This window comes from Thalassobius vesicularis (assembly GCF_004799325.1).
GTDB classification, from domain to species: Bacteria; Pseudomonadota; Alphaproteobacteria; order Rhodobacterales; family Rhodobacteraceae; genus Thalassobius; species Thalassobius vesicularis.
The window spans coordinates 269,348-293,856 of sequence record NZ_SSMD01000004.1 but is presented as its reverse complement, the minus strand read 5'-3'; the positions used below and the strand labels follow the sequence as shown (position 1 = coordinate 293,856).

The 24,509-nt window shown below is 65.4% G+C and carries 25 protein-coding genes; 11 read left to right on the top strand and 14 right to left on the bottom strand.

Going from position 1 to position 24,509, the window contains the following annotated elements:
• Positions 1-121 precede the first annotated feature (121 nt).
• The 9 genes from E7681_RS10360 to E7681_RS10320 form a co-directional block, all read right to left on the bottom strand.
• Entirely contained in the window at positions 122-664 is a 543-nt protein-coding gene (locus E7681_RS10360) for a VOC family protein (RefSeq protein WP_136339211.1), read from the bottom strand.
• 103 nt (positions 665-767) lie between these two features.
• Entirely contained in the window at positions 768-1,874 is a 1,107-nt protein-coding gene (locus tag E7681_RS10355) for a THUMP domain-containing class I SAM-dependent RNA methyltransferase (RefSeq protein WP_136339210.1), read from the bottom strand.
• 47 nt (positions 1,875-1,921) lie between these two features.
• The gene (locus E7681_RS10350) at positions 1,922-3,232 is read right to left on the bottom strand and encodes a M16 family metallopeptidase (RefSeq protein ID WP_136339209.1); all 1,311 of its coding nucleotides are present in this window, start codon (positions 3,230-3,232) and stop codon (positions 1,922-1,924) included.
• On the bottom strand, positions 3,229-4,563 hold the full coding sequence (locus E7681_RS10345) for a M16 family metallopeptidase (protein WP_136339208.1): 1,335 nt from the start codon (positions 4,561-4,563) through the stop codon (positions 3,229-3,231). Before E7681_RS10345 ends, E7681_RS10350 begins: the two co-directional genes overlap by 4 nt.
• A gap of 75 nt (positions 4,564-4,638) precedes the next feature.
• Positions 4,639-5,154: a DUF3035 domain-containing protein gene (locus E7681_RS10340; RefSeq protein WP_211089788.1), complete on the bottom strand. Its 516-nt coding sequence runs from the start codon at positions 5,152-5,154 to the stop codon at positions 4,639-4,641.
• A 51-nt stretch (positions 5,155-5,205) separates the two neighbouring features.
• On the bottom strand, positions 5,206-5,676 hold the full coding sequence (gene lspA / locus E7681_RS10335) for a signal peptidase II (protein ID WP_136339207.1): 471 nt from the start codon (positions 5,674-5,676) through the stop codon (positions 5,206-5,208).
• 111 nt (positions 5,677-5,787) lie between these two features.
• Positions 5,788-7,374 (bottom strand): bifunctional phosphoribosylaminoimidazolecarboxamide formyltransferase/IMP cyclohydrolase, encoded by a 1,587-nt coding sequence (gene purH, locus E7681_RS10330; protein ID WP_136339206.1) that lies wholly within the window; start codon positions 7,372-7,374, stop codon positions 5,788-5,790.
• Positions 7,375-7,396: 22 nt separating this feature from the next.
• Entirely contained in the window at positions 7,397-9,127 is a 1,731-nt protein-coding gene (locus tag E7681_RS10325) for a heparinase II/III family protein (RefSeq protein ID WP_136339205.1), read from the bottom strand.
• A gap of 93 nt (positions 9,128-9,220) precedes the next feature.
• Positions 9,221-10,492 carry an RsmB/NOP family class I SAM-dependent RNA methyltransferase gene (locus tag E7681_RS10320; protein WP_136339204.1) on the bottom strand — a complete coding sequence of 424 codons (1,272 nt, stop codon included), beginning with the start codon at positions 10,490-10,492 and terminating at the stop codon, positions 9,221-9,223.
• Between the two features lie 66 nt (positions 10,493-10,558).
• Here E7681_RS10320 and E7681_RS10315 point away from each other — a divergent pair, with 66 nt between their 5' ends.
• Complete coding sequence (locus tag E7681_RS10315; protein WP_136339203.1) at positions 10,559-10,753, top strand: DUF1674 domain-containing protein; 195 nt, start codon at positions 10,559-10,561, stop codon at positions 10,751-10,753.
• A gap of 146 nt (positions 10,754-10,899) precedes the next feature.
• Here the strand turns inward: E7681_RS10315 and dapB are convergent, their stop codons facing one another.
• The gene (gene dapB / locus E7681_RS10310; protein ID WP_136339202.1) at positions 10,900-11,709 is read right to left on the bottom strand and encodes a 4-hydroxy-tetrahydrodipicolinate reductase; all 810 of its coding nucleotides are present in this window, start codon (positions 11,707-11,709) and stop codon (positions 10,900-10,902) included.
• A gap of 89 nt (positions 11,710-11,798) precedes the next feature.
• Here dapB and rbfA point away from each other — a divergent pair, with 89 nt between their 5' ends.
• The 10 genes from rbfA to pnp all read left to right on the top strand — a co-directional run bounded on the left by rbfA (position 11,799) and on the right by pnp (position 20,697).
• Positions 11,799-12,221 carry a 30S ribosome-binding factor RbfA gene (rbfA, locus tag E7681_RS10305; protein WP_246032460.1) on the top strand — a complete coding sequence of 141 codons (423 nt, stop codon included), beginning with the start codon at positions 11,799-11,801 and terminating at the stop codon, positions 12,219-12,221.
• Positions 12,218-12,961 carry a phosphodiester glycosidase family protein gene (locus E7681_RS10300; protein ID WP_136339200.1) on the top strand — a complete coding sequence of 248 codons (744 nt, stop codon included), beginning with the start codon at positions 12,218-12,220 and terminating at the stop codon, positions 12,959-12,961. Before rbfA ends, E7681_RS10300 begins: the two co-directional genes overlap by 4 nt.
• Positions 12,962-13,018: 57 nt before the next feature.
• The gene (gene truB / locus E7681_RS10295; RefSeq protein ID WP_136339199.1) at positions 13,019-13,930 is read left to right on the top strand and encodes a tRNA pseudouridine(55) synthase TruB; all 912 of its coding nucleotides are present in this window, start codon (positions 13,019-13,021) and stop codon (positions 13,928-13,930) included.
• A 39-nt stretch (positions 13,931-13,969) separates the two neighbouring features.
• A complete protein-coding gene (locus tag E7681_RS10290) occupies positions 13,970-14,494 on the top strand; it encodes a DUF1643 domain-containing protein (RefSeq protein ID WP_136339198.1) in 525 nt (174 codons plus the stop codon).
• Positions 14,491-14,805, top strand: coding sequence for a DUF5665 domain-containing protein (locus E7681_RS10285; protein WP_136339197.1), 315 nt, complete (start codon positions 14,491-14,493; stop codon positions 14,803-14,805). The genes E7681_RS10290 and E7681_RS10285 overlap by 4 nt, the downstream gene beginning before the upstream one ends.
• 61 nt (positions 14,806-14,866) lie before the next feature.
• A complete protein-coding gene (locus tag E7681_RS10280) occupies positions 14,867-15,787 on the top strand; it encodes a calcium-binding protein (protein ID WP_136339196.1) in 921 nt (306 codons plus the stop codon).
• Between the two features lie 141 nt (positions 15,788-15,928).
• Positions 15,929-16,198, top strand: coding sequence for a 30S ribosomal protein S15 (rpsO, locus tag E7681_RS10275; protein ID WP_136339195.1), 270 nt, complete (start codon positions 15,929-15,931; stop codon positions 16,196-16,198).
• A 303-nt stretch (positions 16,199-16,501) separates the two neighbouring features.
• Positions 16,502-17,419, top strand: a complete 918-nt coding sequence (locus E7681_RS10270; RefSeq protein ID WP_136339194.1) for a hypothetical protein — start codon at positions 16,502-16,504, stop codon at positions 17,417-17,419.
• 165 nt (positions 17,420-17,584) lie between these two features.
• Entirely contained in the window at positions 17,585-18,349 is a 765-nt protein-coding gene (locus E7681_RS10265) for a phytochelatin synthase family protein (protein WP_136339193.1), read from the top strand.
• A gap of 206 nt (positions 18,350-18,555) precedes the next feature.
• A complete protein-coding gene (gene pnp / locus E7681_RS10260) occupies positions 18,556-20,697 on the top strand; it encodes a polyribonucleotide nucleotidyltransferase (RefSeq protein ID WP_136339192.1) in 2,142 nt (713 codons plus the stop codon).
• 61 nt (positions 20,698-20,758) lie between these two features.
• Here the strand turns inward: pnp and E7681_RS10255 are convergent, their stop codons facing one another.
• The 4 genes from E7681_RS10255 to ubiT all read right to left on the bottom strand — a co-directional run bounded on the left by E7681_RS10255 (position 20,759) and on the right by ubiT (position 24,418).
• Positions 20,759-21,868, bottom strand: coding sequence for an NADH:flavin oxidoreductase (locus E7681_RS10255; RefSeq protein ID WP_136339191.1), 1,110 nt, complete (start codon positions 21,866-21,868; stop codon positions 20,759-20,761).
• 125 nt (positions 21,869-21,993) lie between these two features.
• On the bottom strand, positions 21,994-22,890 hold the full coding sequence (gene ubiV, locus E7681_RS10250; protein WP_136339190.1) for a ubiquinone anaerobic biosynthesis protein UbiV: 897 nt from the start codon (positions 22,888-22,890) through the stop codon (positions 21,994-21,996).
• Positions 22,891-22,892: 2 nt separating this feature from the next.
• The gene (ubiU, locus tag E7681_RS10245) at positions 22,893-23,870 is read right to left on the bottom strand and encodes a ubiquinone anaerobic biosynthesis protein UbiU (protein WP_136339189.1); all 978 of its coding nucleotides are present in this window, start codon (positions 23,868-23,870) and stop codon (positions 22,893-22,895) included.
• Entirely contained in the window at positions 23,870-24,418 is a 549-nt protein-coding gene (ubiT, locus tag E7681_RS10240) for a ubiquinone anaerobic biosynthesis accessory factor UbiT (protein ID WP_136339188.1), read from the bottom strand. The genes ubiU and ubiT overlap by 1 nt, the downstream gene beginning before the upstream one ends.
• Between the last annotated feature and the right edge of the window lie 91 nt (positions 24,419-24,509).

Here is a 24,509-nt window from a genome sequence, read left to right as displayed (position 1 = left end):
AGGCGCTTTATCCCCGCCAAATCCGGCAAACGCCGAAACAGATCGTGCCAAAACAAAATCGCCAGCCCGCGGGACGGACTGGCGATGGCGCGGCGGCCTTCGGCCTCGATTCCGCGGTGACTTACACGTCCGACAGTTCCTTGGCGTGCATCCATTCCGCGTGTTTGGGGGCTTTCTTGGTGCGCGACCATTCCTCCAGCATGTCCCACTTCACGCTGTCCAGACGGGCCAGCATCGCCTCTTCTTCGGGATCCGGGCAGGCCAGTTCCACGCGGTGGCCGTTCGGATCGAAGAAATAGATCGAGTGGAAGATCGAGTGATCGGTCACGCCCAGCACCTCGACCCCCTTGGCCTCCAGATGCTCTTTGAAGGCGACCAGTTCGTCGCGGTCCTTCACCTTGAACGCGATGTGCTGCACCCAGATCGGGGTGTTCGGATCACGGCCCATTTCGGGCTTGGTCGGCAGTTCAAAGAAGGCCAGTACGTTGCCATTTCCGGCATCCAGGAAGATGTGCATGTAGGGGTCCGGCTCGTGGGTCGAGGGCACGTGATCCTCGGCAATCGCCAGGATGAAATCCATGTTCAGCATGTCGCGATACCACTCGACCGTCTGCTTGGCGTCCTTGCAGCGATAGGCGACGTGGTGGATTTGTTCGATCTTCATGGGGTCCTCCTCGGGGTGTTTCCGAAGGGGATATTTGTTACATTTGTAACCATCAATGCGAAACTTGCTTTGTTATGTAATGTTCCGCATGCGGGGATTTCGCTTACAGCGGATCGGTGCGGTACAGGTCCACCTTCAGCCCGCCATGCGCGATCGACGGGCCCTTGGGCAGGAACGGCAGCGCCGTCGCCTTGGCCAGACCGGGGTCCGAGGTGATGATCGCGACGCGCCAGCCCCGGAACCGTTCCTTCAGCACCGTCCCCATCGAGCCATAGAGCGCGAACAGCGGCTTTTTATTACCGATTCGCGCGCCGTAGGGCGGGTTGCCGATGATCAGCCCGGCGGGGCCGGCGGGCGGGGTGATGTCGCTGATTGGCAGGGTCTGGAACTCGGTCCAGGCGCTGACACCCGCGCGTTCGGCATTGGCTTGGCTCATCCGGATCGCTCCGGCATCCCGGTCGGAACCATAGAACCGCGCCGCAGGCTGGCGCGTTTTCACCGCCGCCTTCATCTGCGTCCAGGCTGCCTCGTCATAGCTGGCCAGCCGCTGGAACGCGAAATCGCGGGTGCGTCCGGGGGCCAGACCCGCCGCCATCTCGGCCGCCTCGATGACAAACGTCCCCGAGCCGCACATCGGGTCCAGCACCGTTTGCGTGCCGTCAAACCCGCATTGGCGCAGGAACATCGCCGCCATCGTCTCGCGCATGGGGGCCTTGTTCACGGCCTCTTTGTGCCCGCGCTTGTGCAGGCTTTCGCCCGAGGTATCGACGCTGAAGGTGCACAGGTTGTCGTCGATCCGCAGCTTCAGCACCAGATCGGCCTCGGGTGACAGGGGGATGCCCGCCGTCGTCAGCGCGCCCTCGACCCGTTGGGCCGCAGCCCCTGCGTGGTAAATCTTTGATCGTTTCGAGGTCGCCTCGACCCGCACCGGCACATCCGGGCGCAGCACCGCGCGCCAGTCGAATTTCGTCGCCCGCTTGTCCAGCTGCGCCAGATGGAACGCCCGGAATTCCCCGATCCGCGCCAGCACCCGCGTCGCACCGCGCAGCACCAGATTGGCGCGCCAGACATCCGGCCAGCCGCCCTGAAAGGTGACGCCGCCGGGAATCAGCGTGGCACCGGCGAAACCGGCCTCATGAGCCTCGGCCAGCAGGGGGGCCTCCAACCCGGGGGTGGCGACCAGGAAAATCTCGAAACGGGGGTGTGTCATGCGCCCGCCTTAAACCAGAAACGCGGGCGCAGCGACAGGTATTTCGTTCAGTTCGCGGGCAGGTCCTGCGGCTGACCCACGATGACAAAGGTCAGGTGCGCCGGGTCCACCAGCCGCTTGGCGACGCGCTGGATATCCTCCAGCGTCACCGCGTTCACCTTGTCGTTGCGGGTGGCGATATAGTCGATCGGCCGCCCCGAGGTCTGCATCCCCACCAGGATTTGCGCGATCTGCGCGTTGCCGTCGAACCGCAGCGGATAGGCGCCGGTCAGATAGGTCTTGGCGTCGTCCAGCTCTTTCTGGGTCACGCCGTGCTCTTGCAGCTTCTGCCATTCGTCGCGGATCACCTGAACGGCCTGCGCCACGCGCTCGTTCCCTGACGCGACCGAGCCCATCCACAACTGCGCCCCGTCCTTGTCGGCCAGGTAGGTGTAGACGCCATAGGTCAGCCCGCGTTTTTCGCGCACCTCGTGCATCAGCCGGCTTTCGAAACCGCCACCACCCAGGATCAGGTCCAGCACGAAGGCCGGAAAGAAATCCGGGTCGTCCTGACTGATGCCGGGTTGCGCGAACAGCACCACCGATTGCGGGGTCTGGTAATCGGTCACTTGCACGCCGCCGGGCAGGTTCAGCGCTGCGGCGGCGGGCAGTTCGGGCCCGGTTGCGGGCAGATCGGCCAGCAGCGTGTCCATCAGCTGCGCCAGCTCGTCCGGAGTGATATCCCCCACCGCGCCGATATAGACCCGGTCGCGGGTCAGCGCGGACTTATGCGCAGCGATCAAGTCATCACGGGTCAGCGCCGTCACCGTTTCGGCGGTGCCGCTTTGCGGACGGGCATAGGGGTGGTCGCCATAAACCAGCTCTCGGAACTGGCGCGAGGCGATGTCGCGCGGGTCTTTGTCATCGGACATGATGCCCGACAGAACCTGCTGGCGCACGCGCTCCACCGCGTCCTCGTCAAAGCGCGGGGCAATCAGACTGTCGCGCAGCAGCGCCACCGCCTGGTCCCGGTTCTCCGTCAGGAACTTGGCCGAGACCGAGGTGAAATCGTCCGAAAGGTCATAGCCGAAACTCGCGGCCAGCTCCTCCAGCGCGCGGGCGAACTGGCGAGAATCACGGTCACCCGCGCCTTCCTCCAGCAGCCCGACCATCAGGTTCGTCGCGCCCGATTTGTCCGCCGCATCCAGACGCGCGCCGCCACGGAACCGCAGCTCCAGCGCGGTGAAGGGGATGGTGTGATCCTCGACCAGCCACGCCTTCAGCCCACTGGCCGAGGTCACCTGCTGGATATTCACGTCGGCCCAGGCCGGCAAAGCGGCCAGCAACAGGCCCAGCGACAGAATAAAACGCGCGATCATTGGCCCACCTCTTCACTCATCAACCAGCCGGTCACGGATTGGCGGCGATCCAACACGCGGCGCGCCACGTCCAGCACATCCGCCACTGAGACAGCCTGCAACACGTTCGGCCATTCCTGCACGTCCTGGATCGTCAGCCCCTGCGTCAGCGCGCGGCCATAGCGGTTGGCCAGCCCCTCGGTATCGTCCAGCGCATAGATCTCCGAGGCGCGCACCTGCATCTTCACGCGGGCCAGCCGCTCTTCGTCGATGCCGTTTTCCAGCAGGCCCGACAGCACGTCATCCATCGCATCCTCGGCCTGTTGCATGGTGACACCCGGCGCGGGCACGACGACCAGCTCGAACGTGGTCCGGTCCAGCGAGGTGCCGCCATAATAGGCCGCCGTGTACAGCGCGGTCTTGCTGTCGAATTGCAACTTTTCCGCCATGATCGAGGTGGTCGAACCGCCCAGAACCTCGGCCAGAATCGCCAGCGCGGCGGCGTCGGTCTGCGCACCGCTGTCACGTTCCGGCGCCAGGTACGAGCGCACTACATAAGGCTGCGCCACCCGCGCGTCCCGGAACAGCAAGCGCCGCTCGGCAGTTTGCGGCGGCTCGGCGCTGCGGTAGCGTTCGGCGGGTAGATCCGGGTTGGCCGGGATCACGCCGTAATACTGCTTGGCCAGGTCCAGCACCGCGTCGGGCTGCACGTCCCCGGCCACGACCAGAATCGCATCGTTGGGCGAATAATAGGTGCCGTAAAAGGACAGCGCGTCGTCCAGACCCAACTCGGCCATTTCATGACGCCAACCGATCACCGGCACGCCGTAGCGGTGGTTCAGGTACTGCGCCGCCGCCAGCTGTTCGCGGAACAAGGCCGAGGCGTTGTTCTCGACCCGCATGTTGCGCTCTTCCAGGATCACGTTGCGCTCGGTCACGATGTCGCCCTCGGACAGGCGCAGGTTCTTCATCCTGTCCGCTTCCATCTTCATCATCAGCGGCAGGCGGTCCGCCGCGACGCGCTGGTAATAGGCGGTGTAATCGTAGCTGGTAAAGGCGTTGTCCGTGCCCCCGTTCAGCGCCACCGTCGCCGAGAACTCGCCCGGGGCCAGCGTATCCGTGCCCTTGAACAGCAGGTGTTCCAGGAAATGCGCGACACCGGACTGACCCGGCGGCTCATCGGCCGATCCGGCGCGATACCAGACCATGTGCACGACGACCGGGGCGCGGTGATCCTCGATCACCACGACCTTCATGCCGTTATCCAGTTGGAAATCGCTGACCGTGCCCGCAGCCAGCAGCGGAGAAGACAGAACCAGAGTCGCCAGCAGGGCGACGGCAGCTCGGATCATGGGCAACCTCCCGTTGTTTTTCCGAAAGATACGCCCAATGCCTGCCCGTGCAACCCCGCGCACGCGGTTGTGACCTTAGCGGTTCGAGGGCGGCGCCGAGGGAACGTTCGCACCGGCGGCACGCCAGCGATCCGCCTCGGCATAGGCGTCCAGACGCTGCTTGCGATAGGCTTGCTCGTAGCGATCGATCCGGATCAGGCGAATCTTGGTAAAGCGCGACTGCGACTTGCGGAACTTCTCGTCCTCGGCGGCCAGATCGGCGCGGATCGACGGCGTCACGCCATTACGGCTGACATGATTGACCAGCGCCACCTCGGTCGAGGGCACGCCCGACGGAACCAAGCGCGAGGGCTTGCCGCCCAGGGCCGCAACCGCATCCTGCAGCGGGTACTGGTCCGTCAGGTTGGCCCCGCCCGGCGTCGGCGCGGGCAGAGAAGTGTAATCCTTGGGCTGCTGCAATTCCTTGCCCGGCAGAATGCCGAACTCATCCGGCCCGCCCGTGAAAGAGCGCAGATCCCGCAAACGGGTATCCCCGCTGCAAGCCGCCAGGCCGAAACACGCAACAATGATCAACGCGCGAGAGATCCGCATCGCCACCCTCCAGTACAGTCAGCCAAGCTTTAGCCGATCAAGACGGCCGCGTCACGACTGCTTTTTCCTGCCACCCAGCACGATCAGCCCGAATGCGCCGACAAAGATCGCAATATCGGCAATGTTGAACGCATAGGGGTTGGAAATCCCGCAGCACGACATGTTCAGGAAATCGGCAACCGCCCCGTACAGCAGCCGGTCCACCACGTTCCCCAGCGCCCCGCCGATCAGCAACCCGGCCGACAGCATCCCCCAGCGCCCCTGCGGGTCCGAGTTCACCCACCACAGAACCGCGGCCACGATGACCAACGCCAGCACGATCAGCCCCCAGCGCACCACGTCCGATCCGCTGGCGAACAGGCCGAAATTCACGCCCTCGTTCCAGGCCATGCGCAGGTTCAGAATCGGGGGGATGACGTCGATTTCGCCACGCACGCGCAGGTTCAGGATATGCACCACAAGGTACTTGCTGGCCTGATCCAAAAGGAACGTCCAGAAGCCTGCCCAGAAAACCAGCCTCATATGCCTACCCTATCCTGCCTCGTGCCGGATCCGTTTGCCGGACCTCGGAAATGAATTGTCCAGCGAGTCTATCACGATCCCGCCGGACTTGCTGTTTTTTTGTGCGCCGCCTTAGTGGCGGAAATGGCGCATCCCGGTAAAGACCATCGCCAGCCCGCGTTCGTTTGCGGCGTCGATGACCTCTTGGTCGCGCATCGAGCCACCGGGCTGGATGATCGCGGTCGCACCGGCCTCGGCGGCGGTGATCAGGCCATCAGCGAACGGGAAGAACGCGTCCGATGCCACGACCGAGCCCTTGGTCAGCGGCTGCTCCAGCCCCATCACCTCGGCCATGTCCTGTGCCTTGCGCGCGGCGATACGGGTCGAGTCGACGCGGCTCATCTGGCCCGCACCCACACCGACGGTGGCGCCGTCCTTGACGTAGATGATGGCGTTCGACTTGACGTGCTTGGCGACTTTCCACGCGAAAAGCAGGTCGCGCAGTTCGTCCTGGGTGGGCTGGCGCTCGGTCACGACCTTCAGATCGTCCAGCGAGATCGCGCCGTTGTCCTTGCCCTGCACCAGGAAACCGCCGCCAACCTGGCGGAAGGTGGTGATCGCCGACTTCGGATCGGGCAGCGCGCCGGTGGTCAGCAGGCGCAGGTTCTTCTTGGCCGCAAAGATCGCCTTGGCCTCGTCGGTGGCTTCGGGGGCGATGACGACCTCGGTGAAGATCTTGCAGATTTCCTCGGCGGTGGGCGCGTCCAGGGTCTGGTTCAGCGCGATGATCCCGCCAAAGGCCGAGGTCCGGTCGCAGTCGAACGCACGGCTATACGCTTCGGCCAGGGTCGCGCCCGAGGCAACGCCGCAGGGGTTGGCGTGCTTGATGATCGCGCAGGCCGGGGCATCCGAGCCGAACTCGGCCACCAGCTCGAACGCGGCATCGGTGTCGTTGATGTTGTTATAGGACAGCTCTTTGCCCTGATGCTGCTGCGCGGTCGCCACGCCGGGGCGGTTCGAGCCATCCAGGTAGAACGCCGCCGACTGGTGCGGGTTTTCGCCGTAACGCAGGGTCTGGGCCAGCTCGCCGGCGAACACGCGGCGACGCGGGGTTTCCTGACCGATAGCGCCAGCCATCCAGGTGCTGACCGCAGCGTCATAGGCACCGGTGCGGGCATAGGCGATCTGAGCCATCTTCTGGCGGAATTTCAGGCAGGTCTGGCCGTCGTGGCGGTCCAGCTCGGCCAGCAGGGCGTCGTAATCCTGAACGTCCACCACGGTGGTGACGAAGCCGTGGTTCTTGGCTGCGGCGCGGATCATCGCGGGGCCACCGATGTCGATGTTCTCGATCATCTCGTCATAGTCGGCGCCACGGGCCAGCGCGGCCTCGAACGGGTACAGGTTCACGACCAGCAGGTCGATGCCGCCGATGTCGTGCTGCTCCATCGCGGCGACGTGGTCGGCGTTGTCACGCAGCGCCAGCAGGCCGCCATGCACCTTGGGGTGCAGGGTCTTGACGCGGCCGTCCATCATTTCCGGGAACCCGGTCACATCCGCCACGTCGCGCACATCCAGCCCCGCATCGCGCAGCGCCTTGGCCGACCCGCCGGTGGACAGCAGCTCGACGCCACGCGCGGACAGCGCCTGGCCCAGCTCGATCAGGCCGGTCTTGTCGGAAACGGAAATCAGCGCGCGGCGCACGGGATAAAGGTTCGTCATGGGGCAGCTCTTTTACTCTGGTTCAGCTCAGGTCAGGCTCGTCCCGGTTCAGGTCGCGGATACTGATTGGGGTATCCTGCGGCTTGGCCAGGGACCAGCGGATGCGCGTCGCATAGTCCATCGCGCGCCCAGATAAAACGATTTGTTTGGTCGCACGTGGGCGCAAACGGCCTTTTTCCAGGAAAACCGAGGGTTCCAGCGTCATCTCGGCGACCCCTTCGTGCCGGAACAGCCACAATTCCCCGCTTTTCAGCGCCAGCGAGATCGACGCCCCCCCCATGTCCACGGTCGCATCGACCTCGGGGTGCAGGTGGAACCGGATGTGAAAGGGGATGCCCTCCAGCGCCACGACTTGCGGCACCTTGTCGAACCGACGCTTGGCCTTGTCGCTCAGCGCGATCAGCAGCTCTTCGCCCGCCATGGCCCGCCCGTCAAAGGTCATCTCCAGCGTACGCGCGTGGGTCAGCCCATAGGTCTTGGCATAGCCGTCATGCGCGCCTTCGAACCGCACGCCGTCCGGGGCCTGGCTGACCTCGATCGGCACTTCGCGCGGGGCGTCGGTCAGCAGCTCGGCCTTGCCGCGCGTGCCCAGCCGCGCGCTGGACAGCCCGTCCAGACACAGCGTTGAATGGCTGGGCGTCGCCCGCCCCGCCCGTCGCCATTTCGCACCGAAAATCGCGCCCGAGCCGCAATTGACCACAACCGGCCTGCGCCCCGAGGTCAGCTCGAACGCCAGCGTCGAGGCATGCGCATTATACGACGCCTTCCCACCCGGCGGCGGGCTGGCATCCACGATCACGCTGGTGCGCCCCGCCGACAGCCGCGCATAGCCCATCGCCAGCCCGTCCGGCGCGCGCGATTTCACGCCCGAGGCCGCCAGCGCCGTGTCCAGCCGCCCCTCGATCCCGCGCCCGCCACCGTGGAACCGCGCCAGCCCGCCATCCGCATGGCGCAGGGTGCGCAGCGTGGGGGCGATGCGTTCGATCGCGGCCTGATGTTCGGGCAAAACTGCCTGCCCCGCCTCGATCAGCGCGGCGGCGGCCCAGGTCAGCAGGGTGAAAACCTCCAGCAACTCCTCGGGGTTGCGCGTGGGTATACCGCCCTGCGCATCCACCTGCGCGGCGCAGTCGCGCGACAGGGCCTGCACGGCGGGACCGACATGTTTCGCCATCCCCTGCAGCGACAGGCCCGCATAGATCAGCCCCGTCAGCGCCTCGAACCGCGGCAAACCGGGCGAACACGCCCGCCAGCGCCGCGACAAGAACACCGTCTGCCGCGAGAGCGAGCGATAGAACGCGTCCGATTGCTCCTTATCCACACCGCGCAGCACGAACAGCGCGTGGTGGATCCAGCGGATCAGCCGGCGGCCGGTCAGGTCCGGCGTCCAGCCCGGCCCCTTGCCCGCGCCGTACCGCTCGATCCAGGCAAACAGCCAGGCCTGTGCGCGTTCCCGCGTCGACGGGTCAGCCACGGCAGCCAGATCGTCCAGCCAGCCAAAGCCGTGGATTTCTTCCTCATAGGCGGCATCAGGGGTATCGGCGTCCCACAGAAGGGTGTTCGGCGCCTCGACCAGATGACCCGCGAACAGGAAATTCCCGGCCAACAATTGGCGGCCCTTGGCAAAGCTGCCGATGGTGCGTGGTTCAGGCTGGCTGACAAAACCGGTGGCCGGACGCGACAGGCCACTCAGCCGCGCATGCAGCCGGTGATTCCAGCGCGTCAGGCGCGCCGTCGTCCGGTCGGGTTTGAACATTGCTCTGCCTCTCACGCTCTGACGGCGGGTTGGCGGCAGAATAGACCCAGAGAGCGCCTGTGTCACCGTCCAATGCCGGTGCTCACAGGATTATCAATCCTTGCGCAGACAGGCGATATAGAATCCGTCCATCCCGCCCTGCTTGCGCCAGTAAGAGGGCAACAGACGCAGCCCGCCCTCCTCGGTCCGCCACGCAGGGTCGATGCCGGGCAGGTCCAGCGCGTCCGGGTCGGTGCGCAGGCCGGGATGCCGCGCCAGCGCCTCGTCGATCTGCACTTCGCCCTCGTCGGGCAGCAGCGAACAGGTGGCATAAACCAGCCGCCCGCCGGGTTTCAGCAGGCTCAGCGCGTGGTCCAGCATCCGCGCCTGCAATTCGAACAGCTGCCAGAAATCCGAGCCATCCTTGGCCTGCGGCAAATCCGGGTGACGGCGGATGGTGCCCGTGGCCGAGCACGGCGCATCCAGCAGAATCGCATCGTATTGGCCGGTGTGTTCCAGCGCATCGCCGGTCACCAGATGCGCAGACAGGCCGGTCCGCGTCAGGTTCTCCTGCACACGGGCCATGCGCGGCGCGGAGATATCCAGCGCGGTCACATCCGCACCCGCGGCGGCCAGTTGCATCGTCTTGCCACCCGGGGCCGCACACATGTCCAGCACGGTTTCACCCGGTTGGGCGCTCAGCACCTTGGCAGGCAGCGCGGCGGCGGCATCCTGCACCCACCAGTCGCCCGGCTGAAACCCCGGCAGGGCCGAGACCTGACCGGCCTCTGCCAGCCGCACTGACCCCGTCGGCATCAACTCTCCGCCCAGTGCGTCACACACCGCCTGCGCGTCGGCCTTGGCCGAGATATCCAGCGGAGCACCGGCGAAATGCGCCTGCTCCATCCGCGCGACCTCTTCGGGGCCGTAGCAATCCACCAGCGGATCGCGCAGCCAGCGCGGCAGGCGCGGGGCGCGTTGCTTGGCCCAATCCTCGACAGCGGTTTCCGCGACCTTGCGCAGCACCGCGTTGACCATGCCCTTCATCGTCTGAATGCGCTTGTTGGCGCCGGTCAGCGTCACCGCCTCGTTCACCACGCCATGCGCGTCGCCGCCCTGCGCCAGTTCCACCGCGGCCAGCCGCAGGATGTTGCGCACGGCCAGCGGCGGGGCCTTTTTCAGGTGCTTCGCCAGCAGCTTATCGGCGCGCTCAAGCCCGCGCAGCGTGTCCATCGCCAGCCGTTGCGCCCTTGCGCGATCGGCGGGGTCCAGCCGCTCCAACGCGCCTTGGGCGGTCAATTCCGAGACCAGCCGCCGCTCGACCAGCACCTGGTTGAGCAGGTACAAAGCTGCCTTGCGCGGGGTCTGGGCGGGGCGTGAGGTCATGTGTCATCCTTGCGGTCGGGCTGTGGGCGCGTATATCAACAGGCAGCCGCATAAGGAAGAGACCCCATGAGCGAGCCCGCAGACGAGCCGAAAAAAGACCTGCCCCCCGCCGCGATCCGCGCCCTTGCCGAAGCCGAAGAGCGTCGCAAGAAGGCCGAGGCCGACGCCAAGGCCATGCCCAAGGAACTGGGCGGCCGCGACGGCCCCGAACCCGTGCGCTACGGCGACTGGGAGAAAAAGGGCATCGCGATCGATTTCTGAGTGGTGCTGCGCATCGTCGGGCCGCGGTGCGGCGATCCGCGCTTGGATCAGTGGTGCTTTATGACTGCCAAACACCGCCGACAGTCGCACGTCGCGCCTGTGGCAATCAAATCGCCGTGCCGGGGGGCGGCCCGGCGATGCGCGGCTTACAGTCCCAGCACGTCCATCATGTCATATTCGCCGGGCTTCTGGCCCTGACCCCACAGTGCAGCCTTCACGGCCCCGCGCGCGAAAATCGCACGGTCAGTGGCGACGTGGCGCAGGATGATGCGCTCTCCGGGGGCGGCGAACAGCACGTCATGCTCGCCCACGATGTCGCCGCCACGGATGGCGGTGAAGCCGATATGCCCACGCTCCCGCGCGCCGGTGATGCCGTCGCGGCCCCGATCCGACACCGCATCCAGCGACACGCCGCGCCCATCGGCGGCGGCCTGCCCCAGCATCAGCGCAGTCCCGGACGGAGCATCCACCTTCTTGTTATGGTGCGCCTCGATCACCTCGATGTCGAAATCCTCGTCCAGCGCGGCGGCGACCTTCTTGGTCAGCTGCACCAGCAGGTTCACGCCCAGCGACATGTTCCCCGCGCGCACGATGATCGCGTGACGGGCGGCGGCATTGATCTTGGCCAGATGCTCGGCATCCATGCCAGTGGTGCCGATCACGTGCACGATACGCGCCTGCGCGGCGATGGCGGCAAATTCAACGGTGGCCGCCGGAGCGGTGAAATCAATCACCGCCTGCGCGTGCAGGAACGTCTGCAGCGGGTCATCCGACACCACCACGCCAATCGGCGCGCCGCCCATGCACTCGCCGACATCGCGGCCCACCCAATCATGACCCGAGCGTTCAACCGCGCCCACAAGCTTGCACTTGTCACTGTCCTGAATGGTGCGGATCAGCATCTGGCCCATGCGGCCCGAGGCTCCGGTCACGACGATTCCGGGCAGGTTGGTCATCGGTCATACTCCAAGGTTTCTGCGGTCCCGCCCTCTTACCCGCTTGCACGGCGCTTGGCAAAGCCATTGCGAAGGCGTAGATGCGGGGCATGGCCAAAGGTAACAGCTCTTTCGGTTCCGGACCCGGCATGCGCCAGCTGCGGGTGGGGGAACAAATCCGCCGGACGATGTCCGAACTCCTGATGCGTGGGGAAATCCATGATCCGGATCTCAACCGCATGTCGATCACCGTGGGCGAGGTCCGCCTCAGCGGCGACCTGCGCGTCGCCACCGTCTATGTCCTGCCGCTGGGCGGCGAGGGCAAAGAGGACGCGATCCGCCTGCTGTCGCGCCATCAGGGCGAACTGCGCCACCTGATCGGCCGCAAGATCGGCCTGAAACACACGCCCGAGCTGCGCTTCCAGCTGGACCAGACCTTTGATCGCATGGACGAAACCCGCCGCCTGCTGTCGCAAGACGAGGTGCGCCGCGATCTGGACGCCCGCGACGAAAACGGGGACGAGGAAGAATGACCCGTGCAGGGCGCTGGCTGCTGCGCGCGGCGCTGGCCCTGCTGCCCCTTCCCGCCCTCGCCGTCGAGTGCCGCGACATCGACCTTGGCACCAACCGCTTCACCGTGTGCGAGGCCCGCGCCGCCGAAGACATCCGCCTGTTCCTGCGCGATGAAACCGGGGCTGTGATCGGGCATTTCTCGACCCTCGCCGACCGGCTGGCCGCACAGGGGCAAACCCTGCAACTGGCGATGAACGGGGGCATGTATCACGACGACCGCGCGCCCGTCGGCCTCTATATCGAGAACGGCCAGCAGGAAATGCGGCTGATCCCCAACGCCGGCCCCGGCAATTTCGGGATGCTGCCCAACGGCGTCTTCTGCATCCGCAACGGCCGCGCCGACGTGATCGAGACCCTGCTGTTCCAGCGCGAAGCCCCCGCCTGCCGCTATGCCACGCAATCCGGCCCGATGCTGGTGATCGACGGCGCGCTGCATCCGCGGTTCCTGCCCGACAGCACCTCTCGCAACCTACGCAACGGGGTTGGCACCTCGGCGGACGGGCAGCGCGTGGTGTTTGCCATCTCGCGCAATCTGGTGACGTTCCACGAATTCGCCAGCCTGTTCCGCGACACGCTGGGCCTGCCCAACGCGCTGTATCTCGACGGCAAGGTCTCGCGCCTGTACGCGCCGCAGATCGGTCGGGACGATCCCGGTTTCTGGCTGGGGCCCATCGTCGGAATCGTCACGCCTGCAAATTGACAGCGCGGGCGGCTTGGCGTAGGTCGCCACCCTTGAACGATTGAACGGAACGGGATCATGGGACGCAAACGCAAGGGACGCGATATTTCCGGCTGGCTGGTGGTGGACAAGCCCGCGGGCATGACCTCGACCGCCGTGGTGAACAAGGTCAAATGGGCCTTCAACGCCAACAAGGCCGGCCACGCGGGCACGCTTGACCCCGATGCCACCGGCGTTCTGGCCGTCGCCTTGGGCGAGGCCACCAAGACCGTCCCCTTCATCACCGACGCGCTGAAAGCCTACCGTTTCAGCGTCCGTCTGGGGCAGGCCACCAACACCGATGACTCCGAAGGCGAAGTGATCGCCCAATCCGACGCGCGCCCCACCGACGAGCAGATCAAAGAGGCGCTCAGCGGCTTTCTGGGTGACATCATGCAGGTGCCGCCGAAATTCTCGGCCGTGAAAATCGACGGGCAGCGCGCCTATAAACTCGCCCGCGCCGACGAAGAGTTCGAGATCGAGGCCCGCCCGCTCTGGGTCGAGGAACTGGTCATGGACGACCGCCCCGACGCCGACCACGTGGTGCTGGAAATGACCTGCGGCAAGGGCGGCTACGTCCGCGCCGTCGCCCGCGATCTGGGCGAGGCTCTGGGCTGTTACGGCCACGTCGAATGGCTGCGCCGCGTCTGGTCCGGCCCCTTTGACGCGGACGAAGACGGCGTCAGCATCGAGCGTATCAACGAGCTGGCCCGCACCCCCGAACTGGACGCCCTGCTGCGCCCGATCGAAGAAGGCCTGATCGACCTGCCCGAAGTCAAAGCCACCGATGCCGGCGCCGTCCGCCTGCGCAACGGCAATCCCGGCATGGTCATCGCCCATGACGTGGAGTTTGGCGAGGAATGCTGGGCCTCTTACAACGGCAAACCGCTGGCCGTGGGCATCCTGCAAGGCGCCGAACTGCACCCCAACCGCGTGTTCAACCTGGACTGAGCGCTTGCGCCGCCCGCGCGGCACAGGCACAAACAGCCCATGATCACGCGCGATTTCCAAAAGGGCGACGCCCACTCGACCGCCGTCTATTCCGACTGCGAGAAATACCGCTATCTGCTGACCCGCACCTGGGATCCGGCGGGGCGCAAGGCGCTGTTCGTGATGCTCAACCCCTCGACCGCGACCGAGGTGCAGAACGACCCCACCGTCGAACGCTGCGAGCGCCGCGCCCGCGCCCTGGGCTTTGGCGCGTTCCGCGTGACCAACATCTTTGCCTGGCGCGACACCGATCCCCGCGCCATGCGCGCCGCCGCCGATCCCGTGGGCCCCGCCAATGACGCCGCCATCACCGACAGCTGCGCCTGGGCCGACCAGATCGTCGCCGCCTGGGGCACCCACGGCGCCCATCTGGACCGTGGGGCGCAAGTGGCGCGGCTGCTGCGCAACACCGGCCTGCCGATCTTTCATCTGGGGCTGACAAAGGACGGTCATCCAAAGCATCCTTTGTACATCGCCTATACCCAGCAGCCCCAGAAATGGGACCAGCCCAAGGATCCCCGATGACTCAGCCGCCCCCGCAGGACGACACGCTGGCCGCCCTCCACCAGTTGACCAAAGAGCTGAAGGTGCTGAACAGCCACCGTTTCATCACCGTGCAGAACTCGGTCATCCGGGGCGTGGTGTTCCAATTCGTGCGCGGGCTGGCCTTCGGGCTTGGCTCGGTTCTGGGAGCGACGCTGCTGGTGTCGATCATCACCTGGTGGCTGTCGCATCTGGATTTCCTGCCCATCATCGGCGACTGGCTGGTCCAGCTGGCCAATGAATTCGAGCGCGCCGCCAGCGGTCAACCAGCGATTAACCAGACGACCCAATAGGTTTTGACCGACTCGACCCGACATGCGGTAATACCGGCGGACCATTCCGTGGGTGAAAAAGATGTTACTTATTGCGGGTTTGCTGGGCATCATGGCGGTCAGCGCCGTGTTCATCGGCAGTGATTTCAGCGACGATACTGACCTCGATCCGGACGACACCAGTACGGCCGAAGATGACACGATCGACACCGGCGAGCCCAGCGGCGGCGCCGACATTCTGGCCGGTGGCACCGAGGGTGACGTGATCGATGGCGGCGCGGGCGACGACCAGCTGAACGGCTACGGCGGCGACGATGTCGTCGACGGCGGCACTGGCGACGACGACCTGCACGGCTGGGACGGCGAGGATACGCTGCTGGGCGGCGACGGCTCTGACACCCTACATGGCGAGGGCGGCGCGGACGACATCTCGGGCGGCGCGGGCGACGACCACCTGTTCGGCCATAACGGCGACGACAGCCTCAGCGGCGATGACGGCAGCGACAGCCTCGTCGGCGGCGCAGGCGACGATTCCCTTGACGGTGGCGAAGGCGACGACGCCCTGCACGGCGGGCTGGACAACGACACCCTGACCGGCGGCGCAGGCAACGACACATTGTTCGGTGGCGCAGGCAACGACCTGCTGCGCGGCGACGATGATTCCGAGGCGGACTTCCTCAATGGCGGCGACGGCAACGACACAATCATCGCCGGAGGGGGTGATTTTATCGATACAGGAAACGGCGCCGACATGGTGCTGATCGGAGATTGGCTGGACAATCCCACCACGGTTCAGGATTTCGACCCCGAGTCTGACCGCCTCGCCGTGATCTACGACGACACCACTGGCGCCGAACCCGATCTTGACCTCGTCCCCGCGACTGACGGCACGGATACGATGGCGCTGATGGTCAACGGGGTGCAGGTCGCCACGCTGTCCGGCGCCTCGGGGCTCAGCGTCTCTGACATCGCCTTGGTCGCGCGCTCGGACACTGCGCTGTAAGGCGGTTTTCCCTTTCCTTTCACGCAAAATCCCCGTATACGCGCGCATCCGTTGCGGCCTGTGCCGGGGCGGATACCTCCATGGACCTGGCTGGACGACATCCCGGCTACGGCCCCAACCCTTAACCGTAAGGAGACCCCGATGTCGATCACCGTTGAAGAAAAGAACCGCGTTATCAAAGAGTTCGCCACCAAAGCAGGCGACACCGGTTCCCCCGAAGTCCAGGTTGCGATCCTGTCGTCGCGCATCGCCACCCTGACCGAGCACTTCAAGACTCACACCAAGGACAACCACGGCCGCCGCGGCCTGCTGAAGCTGGTTGCCCAGCGTCGTAAGCTGCTGGACTACCTGAAAGCCAAGGACGAAGCCCGTTACGCCTCGCTGATCGAGCGTCTGGGCCTGCGTCGCTAAGCCGACCGGTTCCGCTGGAACTCCGAAACGCCCGCTTCCCCGAAGCGGGCGTTTTTCTTTGCGCGCATACGGCGCCAAACCTGCCCTGCGACCGCATCATTGCGTGCCCGCACAGGCCCCCGCCCCACCGCTTTTCAAAAACGGAAACGATCTGTTTCGCCTGAAACGATCACCGTCGACTCGGGCCACCCCATAAATTGTGGCAACTTTCGGGCAGAATTAAGTCAGCAACCGATCTGGCCCCTTACGGCACTCGTCAGGCGACACCCGCCTGACCAGATCGATTTACTTGGGGAAGTTATCATGCCTGATGTTAAAACGTTTTCTTACTCGGTCGAGGGGCTGTCCTACACCGTCACAGTGTACGAAGATCCCGACAACGCCGGCCAGTTTCTGGCCGATATCACCGTCAACGAAGGCGCGATGGACGTGAACGCCGTCTACTTCGGCGATGACGAATTTTCCGGCGACAGCGCCGATCTGGGCAAGGCGCTGAACATGAACGGCCGGACACTGGATGGTCAGGAAATCCAGTGGGACGACGCCGTCAAACTCAGCGATCCGGGTCTGGGGCCGGACGGCGCCGACAAGGAAACCTATGTCACCGAGGGCGACACCCTGACCATCTCGCTGGACATCAACAGCCTGGATGACATCGACGTGTTCGGCATCCGCGCCACCTCGACCACGAATGACGCGGGCTCGATCAAGGGCGTCTCCGAGGAAGACCCCGAGGACGACGACGAACCCACCTTCGACAAGGTCGGCTTCGGCATCGAGATGGCGGATAACGGCTTCATCGCGAACGGCGTCTACATCTTCGAGGACAACCTGCCCGAAGGCGAAGAAGGCACGTTCGAAAACTACGTCAACTTCTACGAAAGCCAGTTCGGCGACGATCCCGATTACAATATCACCCAGGTCGACTCCGTCATCTTCTTCAACGTGACCGAGGAAACCCTGCCCGATGGCAGCACGATCGAAGTCCCGACCGAGCTGTTCCGCCTCGACGCCCCCGAGGGTGGCTGGCAAAGCGCCGACGACCTGCTGGACGCCTATGACGAGGCCATCGCCAACGGCGCGCTGGACGGCGTCAGCCCGGCCGACGATGGCGGCCTCAACTTGATGGCCGCACTGGATATGGGCGCGACCTCGGAAGACGACGAACCCGGCGAGGAAGACCCAAGCCAGGAAGAAGAGGAACTGGACGAACTCGTCTGATCCCCTGCCGATCCGGTCCGGACGGGCCCGTTGACCGCCAAAGGTGCACCCGGACCTTTGGCGGTTTCGCATCTCCGCCCCTGACCCGACGTCGCCCAACACGCCCGATTGACGGAAAACCGGCCCATGCTACCGTCGGCTGTCCAACTTTCATTGGTGTTCATCATGACGTTACGGTTCCCCACGACGCCCCTGGCCGCGCTGGCCCTGGGTGCATTTTTCCTGTCCCTGCCCGCCAGCGCGGCCGAGGAAACGCCGCTGCCGAAACTCGGCCCCAACGCGGTTCCGATCACCGCCGACAACGCCTATCTGCGCAGCCATGACGCGCCCGATTACTGGGCCTTTTCCCCCTTCGTGAAGCCGCAATTCACCACCTCGGCCTGCTCGATCGCTGCCGTGACGGCCGCGCTCAACGGGCTTGGCGGCCTGCCCGCCCTGGCCGAGGAGACCGTCACCACCCAGCCCGCCCTGCTGGAGGCCGTGAACAGCGCCGACTGGTCCGCCCTGTCCGCCGAAGGCGGGGATGGCGTGAAGTTCGACCAGCTGGTCGAGTTCACCCGCGCCGCCGTCAACGTCACCGGCCTGCACGGGGCCGAGGTCGCGCCCTGGAAACCCGCCGACGACAGCGCCGACACCCTGGCCGCGCTGAAGGCCGCCCTGACCGCGAACGAGGCCAGCGCCACCGACGCCCTGCTGATCTACTTCAACCAAGGGGTCGTTACCGGCGACTGGGACGGCCCGCACGTGTCCCTGATCGGCGCCTATGACGCCGAGGCCGACAAGGTGCTGATCCTCGAGGTCGATCAGGAATGGTACATCCCCTACTGGACGCCCACCCCCGTCCTGCTGGCCGCGCTGCTGAAACCCACCTCGGCTGAACATGGCCCGCTCGAAGGCGAAACCGGCGGGCTGGTCCGGATCATGAAATAAAGGCCCCGGCAGGCCCTGCACGCGGGGCCTGCCTGCAAACTCAGCACTTTTCTAATCGCGCGTTTTCCTATATGGCCCCCCTATCTGAGACGTGGCGCCCGGACCCCGGCGCCGTGAAGGATTGATAGAGGGGTCGGCGGCAATGGGGCCGCCATGCAAAACGGGAGACCCGGAGGGCCGGGAGTGCTCCCATAAGGATACGCTAGATGTTTAACGTTACGACCAAAACCATGCAGTGGGGCGATGAGACGCTGACACTGGAAACGGGCAAGATTGCCCGTCAGGCCGACGGCACCGTGATCGCCACCCTGGGCGAGACCTCGGTCATGGCCAACGTGACCTTCGCGAAAGAGCCGAAGCCGGGCCAGGACTTCTTTCCGCTGACCGTCCACTACCAGGAAAAATACTACGCCGCCGGTAAAGTGCCGGGTGGCTTCTTCAAGCGCGAAGCGCGTCCGACCGAAAAGGAAACGCTGACCGCGCGCCTGATCGACCGTCCGATCCGCCCGCTGTTCGTCGATGGCTTCAAGCACGAAGTGCTGGTCATGTGCACCGTGCTCAGCCACGACCTGGTCAACGACCCCGACGTCGTCGCCATGATCGCCGCTTCGGCCGCGCTGACCATCTCGGGCGTGCCGTTCATGGGCCCGATCGCGGGCTGCCGCGTTGGCTTCGTCGATGGCGACTACGTGCTGAACCCGTCCGTCGATGACATGCAGACCCTGCGCAACAACCCTGAACAGCGTCTGGACCTGGTCGTCGCCGGCACCAAAGACGCCGTGATGATGGTGGAATCCGAAGCTTACGAGCTGACCGAAGCCGAAATGCTGGGCGCCGTGACCTTTGCACACGCACAGATCCAGCCGGTGATCGACCTGATCATCAGCCTGGCCGAATCCGCCGCGAAAGAGCCGTTCGCCTTTGCCGCCCCGGATTACTCGGACCTGTACAACGTCGTGAAAGCCGCCGGCGAAGAGCAGATGCGCGCCGCCTACGCGATCACCATCAAGCAAGAGCGCGTCGCCGCCGTTGCCGCCGCGAAGGAAGCCATCAAGGCCACCCTGACCGAAGAGCAACTGGCCGACGCCAACCTGGGCCCGGCGATCAAAAAGCTGGAATCCTCGGTTCTGCGCGGCACCGTCGTGAAAGAAGGCAAGCGGATCGACGGCCGTGCGCTGGATCAGGTGCGCCCGATCGTGTGCGAAACCGGCCTGCTGCCGCGGACCCACGGTTCGGCTCTGTTCACCCGCGGTGAAACCCAGGGCCTGGTCGTGACCACGCTGGGCACCGGCGATGACGAACAGATCATCGACGCCCTGCACGGGAACTTCCGCTCGAACTTCCTGCTGCACTACAACTTCCCGCCGTACTCGGTTGGCGAGGTTGGCCGCGTTGGTTCGCCCGGTCGCCGCGAAATCGGCCACGGCAAGCTGGCATGGCGCGCGCTGCAAGCCGTGCTACCCGCCGCCACCGACTTCCCCTACACCATCCGCGTTGTCTCCGAGATCACCGAGTCGAACGGCTCGTCCTCGATGGCATCGGTTTGCGGTGGCTCGCTGTCCATGATGGACGCAGGCGTTCCGCTGAAATCGGCCGTTGCCGGTGTGGCCATGGGTCTGGTGCTGGAAGATGACGGTTCCTACGCCGTTCTGACCGACATCCTGGGTGACGAAGACCACCTGGGCGACATGGACTTCAAAGTGGCTGGTACCGAAGCAGGCATCACCTCGCTGCAGATGGACATCAAGGTCGCGGGCATCACCCCCGAGATCATGGAGAAAGCCCTGGCACAAGCCAAAGAGGGCCGGATGCACATCCTGGGCGAGATGAACAAGGCCCTGTCGGGTGCTGGCTCGTTCAGCGTCCACGCGCCGCGCATCGAGACCATGCAGATCCCCACCGACAAGATCCGCGAAGTGATCGGCTCGGGCGGTAAGGTCATCCGCGAAATCGTCGAAGTGTCGGGCGCCAAGGTCGACATCAGCGACGACGGCACCATCAAGATCGCTTCGGCCAACGGTGAAGCCATCCAGAAGGCATACGACATGATCTACTCGATCGTGGCCGAGCCCGAAGAAGGCGGCATCTACAAAGGCAAGGTCGTGAAGATCGTCGATTTCGGCGCCTTCGTGAACTTCTTCGGCAAGCGCGACGGCCTGGTGCACGTCAGCCAGATCGAAAACCGCCGCCTGAACCACCCCTCGGACGTCCTGAAAGAAGGCCAAGAGGTTTGGGTCAAGCTGCTGGGCTTTGACGATCGCGGCAAGGTGCGCCTGTCGATGAAAGTCGTCGATCAGGAAACCGGCAAAGAAGCCGTAAAAGAAGCGAAAGAGGGCGACGCGGAATAATCCGCCCCTCGGACAAACGAAAAGCCCCGGTGCATCACCGGGGCTTTTTGCGTTTCAGGGCTTAGTGCAGCTTGTGCAGCATCTCTTTTTCGTAGGCGGCCAGATGCGCGAAATTGCCCGCCTGCACCTGGTTGGCCCAATCCGGGTTGGCGATCAGCGCGCGGCCCACGGCGACCAGGTCGAACTCGTCCCGCTCGGCGCGCTCCAGCAGGTTGTCGATGCTGGCGGGCTGGGCCTCGCGGAAATCGGCGGTGCCGTCATCGGGCAGGAAGTCGGCGTTCAGCCCGACGCTGCCCACGGTGATCGCGGGCTTGCCGGTCAGCTTGCGCGCCCACCCGGCCAGGTTCAGGTCGCTGCCTTCGAACTCGGGTTCCCAGAACCGGCGGGTCGAGCAATGGAAGATGTCCACGCCCGCCTCGGCCAGCGGGGTCAGGAACGCGCCCAGCGCCTCGGGGGTTTCGCACAGGCGCGCGCTGTAATCCTGCTGTTTCCACTGCGAAAAGCGGAAGATGATCGGGAAATCCGGGCCAACGGCGGCGCGAACGGCGCGCACGATCTCCAGCGCAAAGCGCGACCGCGCAGCCAGATCGCCGTTATAGCCGTCCTCGCGCTGGTTGGTCCCCTCCCAGAAGAACTGGTCGATCAGATAGCCATGCGCGCCGTGCAGCTCGATCGCGTCAAAGCCGATCCGCTTGGCATCCGCCGCGGCCTTGGCAAACCCGGCGACCACGTCGTCGATATCCTGCTGGGTCATGGCATGGCCCGTCACCTTGCCCGGCCGCGCCATCCCCGAGGGGCTGTGTCCGGGCGTCGCCCCACCGGGGTTCACGCCGGGGCGCCGAATGCCGCCCACATGCCACAGCTGCGGCGCGATCTTGCCCCCCGCCGCATGAACGGCATCGACAACGCGCTTCCAGCCGGCCAGCGCCTCTTCGCCGTAGAAAGACGGCACGTTCGGATAGCCGCTGGCCGCCGGGTGATCGATGCAGGTGCCCTCGGTGATGATCAGGCCGACACCGCCTTCGGCGCGGCGGCGATAGTAGTCCACCACCAGATCGTTGGGAATGTTGCCGGGCGAAAACGTGCGCGTCATCGGCGCCATCACGATGCGGTTTTTCAGGCTCAGCTTGCCCAGATCAACGGGGCGGAACAGGGTGTCGGTGCGGCTCATGGCGGGGTCCTTTATTGCGTCAGGGCCGGTCGCCCGCTGGGGCGAACACGGCGAATTGGCATAAGGAGTAATGCCCTTCGGCTCCGAAGCAATTGTTCCCTTCCGTCACAAATTGAACACGAGTGTCAGCCCCGCGACCACGCAACCCCGGTTTCGCCGGTCAGGAACCCGTCGCTCAGCCGCGTTCCAGCGGGCGAGGCCGCGCGCAATCGCGCCTCCAGCGCCGTGTCGGTGATCGCCCCGTCCAGCGCCCCGCGATAGGCGGCGCACACCTCGTCGAACCCTTGCGATTGCGGCGACAGACGCAGCGCGCCAACGCCCGCCTCTTGCAGCAGGTCCAGCTGATAGGCCGCGCAGGCATGAGTGTCCGACAGGGTCTGCACCCCGTTGATCGCCAGAAACGGCGTGTCGTCCAGCGTCCGCACATCCGCGCCGTCGGGGTCATCCTCGCAGGCGAACAGGCAATTGTCCTTGGGCCGGCCATGCATCCGCGCGTGGTAGCACCGCCCCGAGATCGCCAGCGGCAGCCTTCCGTGCCCCCAGACCTCGATCATCACGCCATTGTCCCGCGCCGCCCGCACCAGCGCCTGAACCGAGGCGATGGGCAATTCCGGCGGCAGGCTGATCCGTGTCGCCCCGCGCCGGGCCAGCCACTCCAGCGTGCCCGCGCTGTAAACGTTGACCAGCGGCCCCACCGAGAACGCCGCCCCCTGCGGCAGATAGGCCAGCGCGGTCAGGTCGTTCACCTCGACCTCCATCCCCATTTCCGCCAGTTCCGCCGTTTGCTTGCGTTCCCGCTTCAGCGTCACCAGCGCCAGACTTGTCACCGCCACCTGCTTGCCCGCCGCCTGTAGGGCCGCCAGCGCCTCGGGGATGCGGTGCTGAAAGAACGGCAACCGTTTCGAGCAGACCAGCTCCCCCACGACCACCCGGTCCACCGGGCTGTCGGCCAATCGGGTATAGAAATCGGCCCAGTTGTCCTCGCTCCAGAAATACTGGATCGGTCCCACGGTCAGTTCCATCGTCATCTCCAGGTTTTCTTGTAGGCCCCGGCGGTCATCGCCTGCCCCTCGGACAGCCGCGCCAGCATCCCTTCGGGCATGGGTCGTCCCTGATCCAGCGCGTCGACGGCCATGCGGAAATTGCGCACCACCTGCGACACGTACGAGGCCGAGCGTTGCCGCCCCTCGATCTTCAGCGCCGTGACGCCCGCCTTTTGCAGCGCGGGCATCAGCGCCTCGGCGTTCAGGCTCACGGGGTCTTCGAACAGGTGGCCGGTCTTGTCCCCCGCGCTGAAACAGCCCTTGCACAGGGTCGGATAGGGCGCCGGTTCGCCCGCCCCCACGCGGTGGATCGTGTACCCACCCAGCTGCGCATCCAGACGGCCCGCGGTCTCATGATAGGCCACGTGACTGGCGGGCGAGCACACCCCGTTCATGTTCGGCGACTTCCCCGTCGCGTAGGACGACAAAGAGCACCGCCCCTCAGCCATCACGCACAGCCCGCCAAAGACGAACACCTCGGTCTCGACCTCGGTTTCGGCGTTGATCGCGGCGATTTCGGGCACCGACAACACGCGCGGCAGCACCACGCGCTTCACCCCGAATTCCCGCCCGTAAAAATTGATGGCATCCGCATTCGCCGCCGCAGCCTGCACCGACAGGTGCCGCCGCAGCCCCGGATGGTGCCGCGCGGCGTGGTCCAGCAGGCCAATGTCGGCCAGTATCACCGCATCCGCGCCGAACCGTTCCGCATCCGCGATGGCCTGATGCCATATCCCTTCGGCCCCGGCGCGTGGATAGGTGTTGATGGCGATCAGCACCTTGGCCCCGTAGTCATGAGCCAGCGCGATGCTCTCCTCCATCTCGTCGCGGTCAAAGTTCAGGCCGGGAAAATTGCGCGCGTTGGTCTCATCCGCGAACCCACAATAGACGGTATGCGCCCCGGCCTTCACGGCAGCACGCAAGGCGGCAGGGGTGCCCGCCGGACAGACGATTTCCATTACCAATGCTCTGCCTCCTCGTGGCGGGTCAGGGCGACGCCGGTACGTTTCTCGACATACTCGCTCAGCCGTTCGATCATCACCCGCGCCGGGCCAGCGGCCTGCGCCAACTCTCCGGTCAGGTCGATCTCGGCGGCGTCGATCGCGTTGCGCAGGGCCAGCACGGCGGCGGTATCCCCTTCGATCACCAGATCGCGCGAGAAAAACAGCGCATCGCCATCATAGGCCCCGTGCACCATTCCCAGCAGCGCCGCCATCGGCCCCGCGATTCGCGCATCACAAGGCTGCGCGCTCCGCGTCAGCCTCACCGAGGGCGTGCCGCCCCTCGGCTCGATCTGGATCAGGAACGGCAGGTCCGTCGGGTCCAGTTCGAACCGGGCATGGGCGTGCTCTCGCATCCGGCGGAACATCTTGGGGTGGGTTTTGCCGACCTGCTTGGCGAACCGGTCCAGCACCACCTGAATCGGGTACAGCGGTAGAACGGTCAGCGGCGCCGCGGCCAGACGCGGAAAGAGCGGGATCCGCTCCGAAGTATGCATGGCGTCCATTCAGGACTCCCTGTGGCAACTGTTGCTGCCCCGGTTCTAGCCGCCCCGTCCCCGCCCCAACTTGACAATTCTCAAGAGAACACAAGCCCGC

Excerpts from the sequence above, each read along its gene's own strand:
- E7681_RS10255 (WP_136339191.1), bottom strand. The coding sequence starts at position 21,868 with ATGAGCCGCACCGACACCCTGTTCCGCCCCGTTGATCTGGGCAAGCTG.
- E7681_RS10350 (WP_136339209.1), bottom strand. The coding sequence starts at position 3,232 with ATGATCGCGCGTTTTATTCTGTCGCTGGGCCTGTTGCTGGCCGCTTTG.
- E7681_RS10285 (WP_136339197.1), top strand. The coding sequence starts at position 14,491 with ATGACTCAGCCGCCCCCGCAGGACGACACGCTGGCCGCCCTCCACCAG.
- ubiV (WP_136339190.1), bottom strand. The coding sequence starts at position 22,890 with ATGGAACTGACCGTGGGACCGATCCAGTATTTCTGGAGCGAGGACAAC.
- E7681_RS10300 (WP_136339200.1), top strand. The coding sequence starts at position 12,218 with ATGACCCGTGCAGGGCGCTGGCTGCTGCGCGCGGCGCTGGCCCTGCTG.
- E7681_RS10320 (WP_136339204.1), bottom strand. The coding sequence starts at position 10,492 with ATGACCTCACGCCCCGCCCAGACCCCGCGCAAGGCAGCTTTGTACCTG.
- E7681_RS10265 (WP_136339193.1), top strand. The coding sequence starts at position 17,585 with ATGACGTTACGGTTCCCCACGACGCCCCTGGCCGCGCTGGCCCTGGGT.
- purH (WP_136339206.1), bottom strand. The coding sequence starts at position 7,374 with ATGACGAACCTTTATCCCGTGCGCCGCGCGCTGATTTCCGTTTCCGAC.
- E7681_RS10270 (WP_136339194.1), top strand. The coding sequence starts at position 16,502 with ATGCCTGATGTTAAAACGTTTTCTTACTCGGTCGAGGGGCTGTCCTAC.
- rpsO (WP_136339195.1), top strand. The coding sequence starts at position 15,929 with ATGTCGATCACCGTTGAAGAAAAGAACCGCGTTATCAAAGAGTTCGCC.
- E7681_RS10325 (WP_136339205.1), bottom strand. The coding sequence starts at position 9,127 with ATGTTCAAACCCGACCGGACGACGGCGCGCCTGACGCGCTGGAATCAC.
- E7681_RS10280 (WP_136339196.1), top strand. The coding sequence starts at position 14,867 with ATGTTACTTATTGCGGGTTTGCTGGGCATCATGGCGGTCAGCGCCGTG.
- truB (WP_136339199.1), top strand. The coding sequence starts at position 13,019 with ATGGGACGCAAACGCAAGGGACGCGATATTTCCGGCTGGCTGGTGGTG.
- pnp (WP_136339192.1), top strand. The coding sequence starts at position 18,556 with ATGTTTAACGTTACGACCAAAACCATGCAGTGGGGCGATGAGACGCTG.
- E7681_RS10345 (WP_136339208.1), bottom strand. The coding sequence starts at position 4,563 with ATGATCCGAGCTGCCGTCGCCCTGCTGGCGACTCTGGTTCTGTCTTCT.
- rbfA (WP_246032460.1), top strand. The coding sequence starts at position 11,799 with ATGGCCAAAGGTAACAGCTCTTTCGGTTCCGGACCCGGCATGCGCCAG.
- E7681_RS10360 (WP_136339211.1), bottom strand. The coding sequence starts at position 664 with ATGAAGATCGAACAAATCCACCACGTCGCCTATCGCTGCAAGGACGCC.
- dapB (WP_136339202.1), bottom strand. The coding sequence starts at position 11,709 with ATGACCAACCTGCCCGGAATCGTCGTGACCGGAGCCTCGGGCCGCATG.
- E7681_RS10315 (WP_136339203.1), top strand. The coding sequence starts at position 10,559 with ATGAGCGAGCCCGCAGACGAGCCGAAAAAAGACCTGCCCCCCGCCGCG.
- E7681_RS10290 (WP_136339198.1), top strand. The coding sequence starts at position 13,970 with ATGATCACGCGCGATTTCCAAAAGGGCGACGCCCACTCGACCGCCGTC.
- E7681_RS10340 (WP_211089788.1), bottom strand. The coding sequence starts at position 5,154 with ATGCGGATCTCTCGCGCGTTGATCATTGTTGCGTGTTTCGGCCTGGCG.
- lspA (WP_136339207.1), bottom strand. The coding sequence starts at position 5,676 with ATGAGGCTGGTTTTCTGGGCAGGCTTCTGGACGTTCCTTTTGGATCAG.
- E7681_RS10355 (WP_136339210.1), bottom strand. The coding sequence starts at position 1,874 with ATGACACACCCCCGTTTCGAGATTTTCCTGGTCGCCACCCCCGGGTTG.
- ubiT (WP_136339188.1), bottom strand. The coding sequence starts at position 24,418 with ATGGACGCCATGCATACTTCGGAGCGGATCCCGCTCTTTCCGCGTCTG.
- ubiU (WP_136339189.1), bottom strand. The coding sequence starts at position 23,870 with ATGGAAATCGTCTGTCCGGCGGGCACCCCTGCCGCCTTGCGTGCTGCC.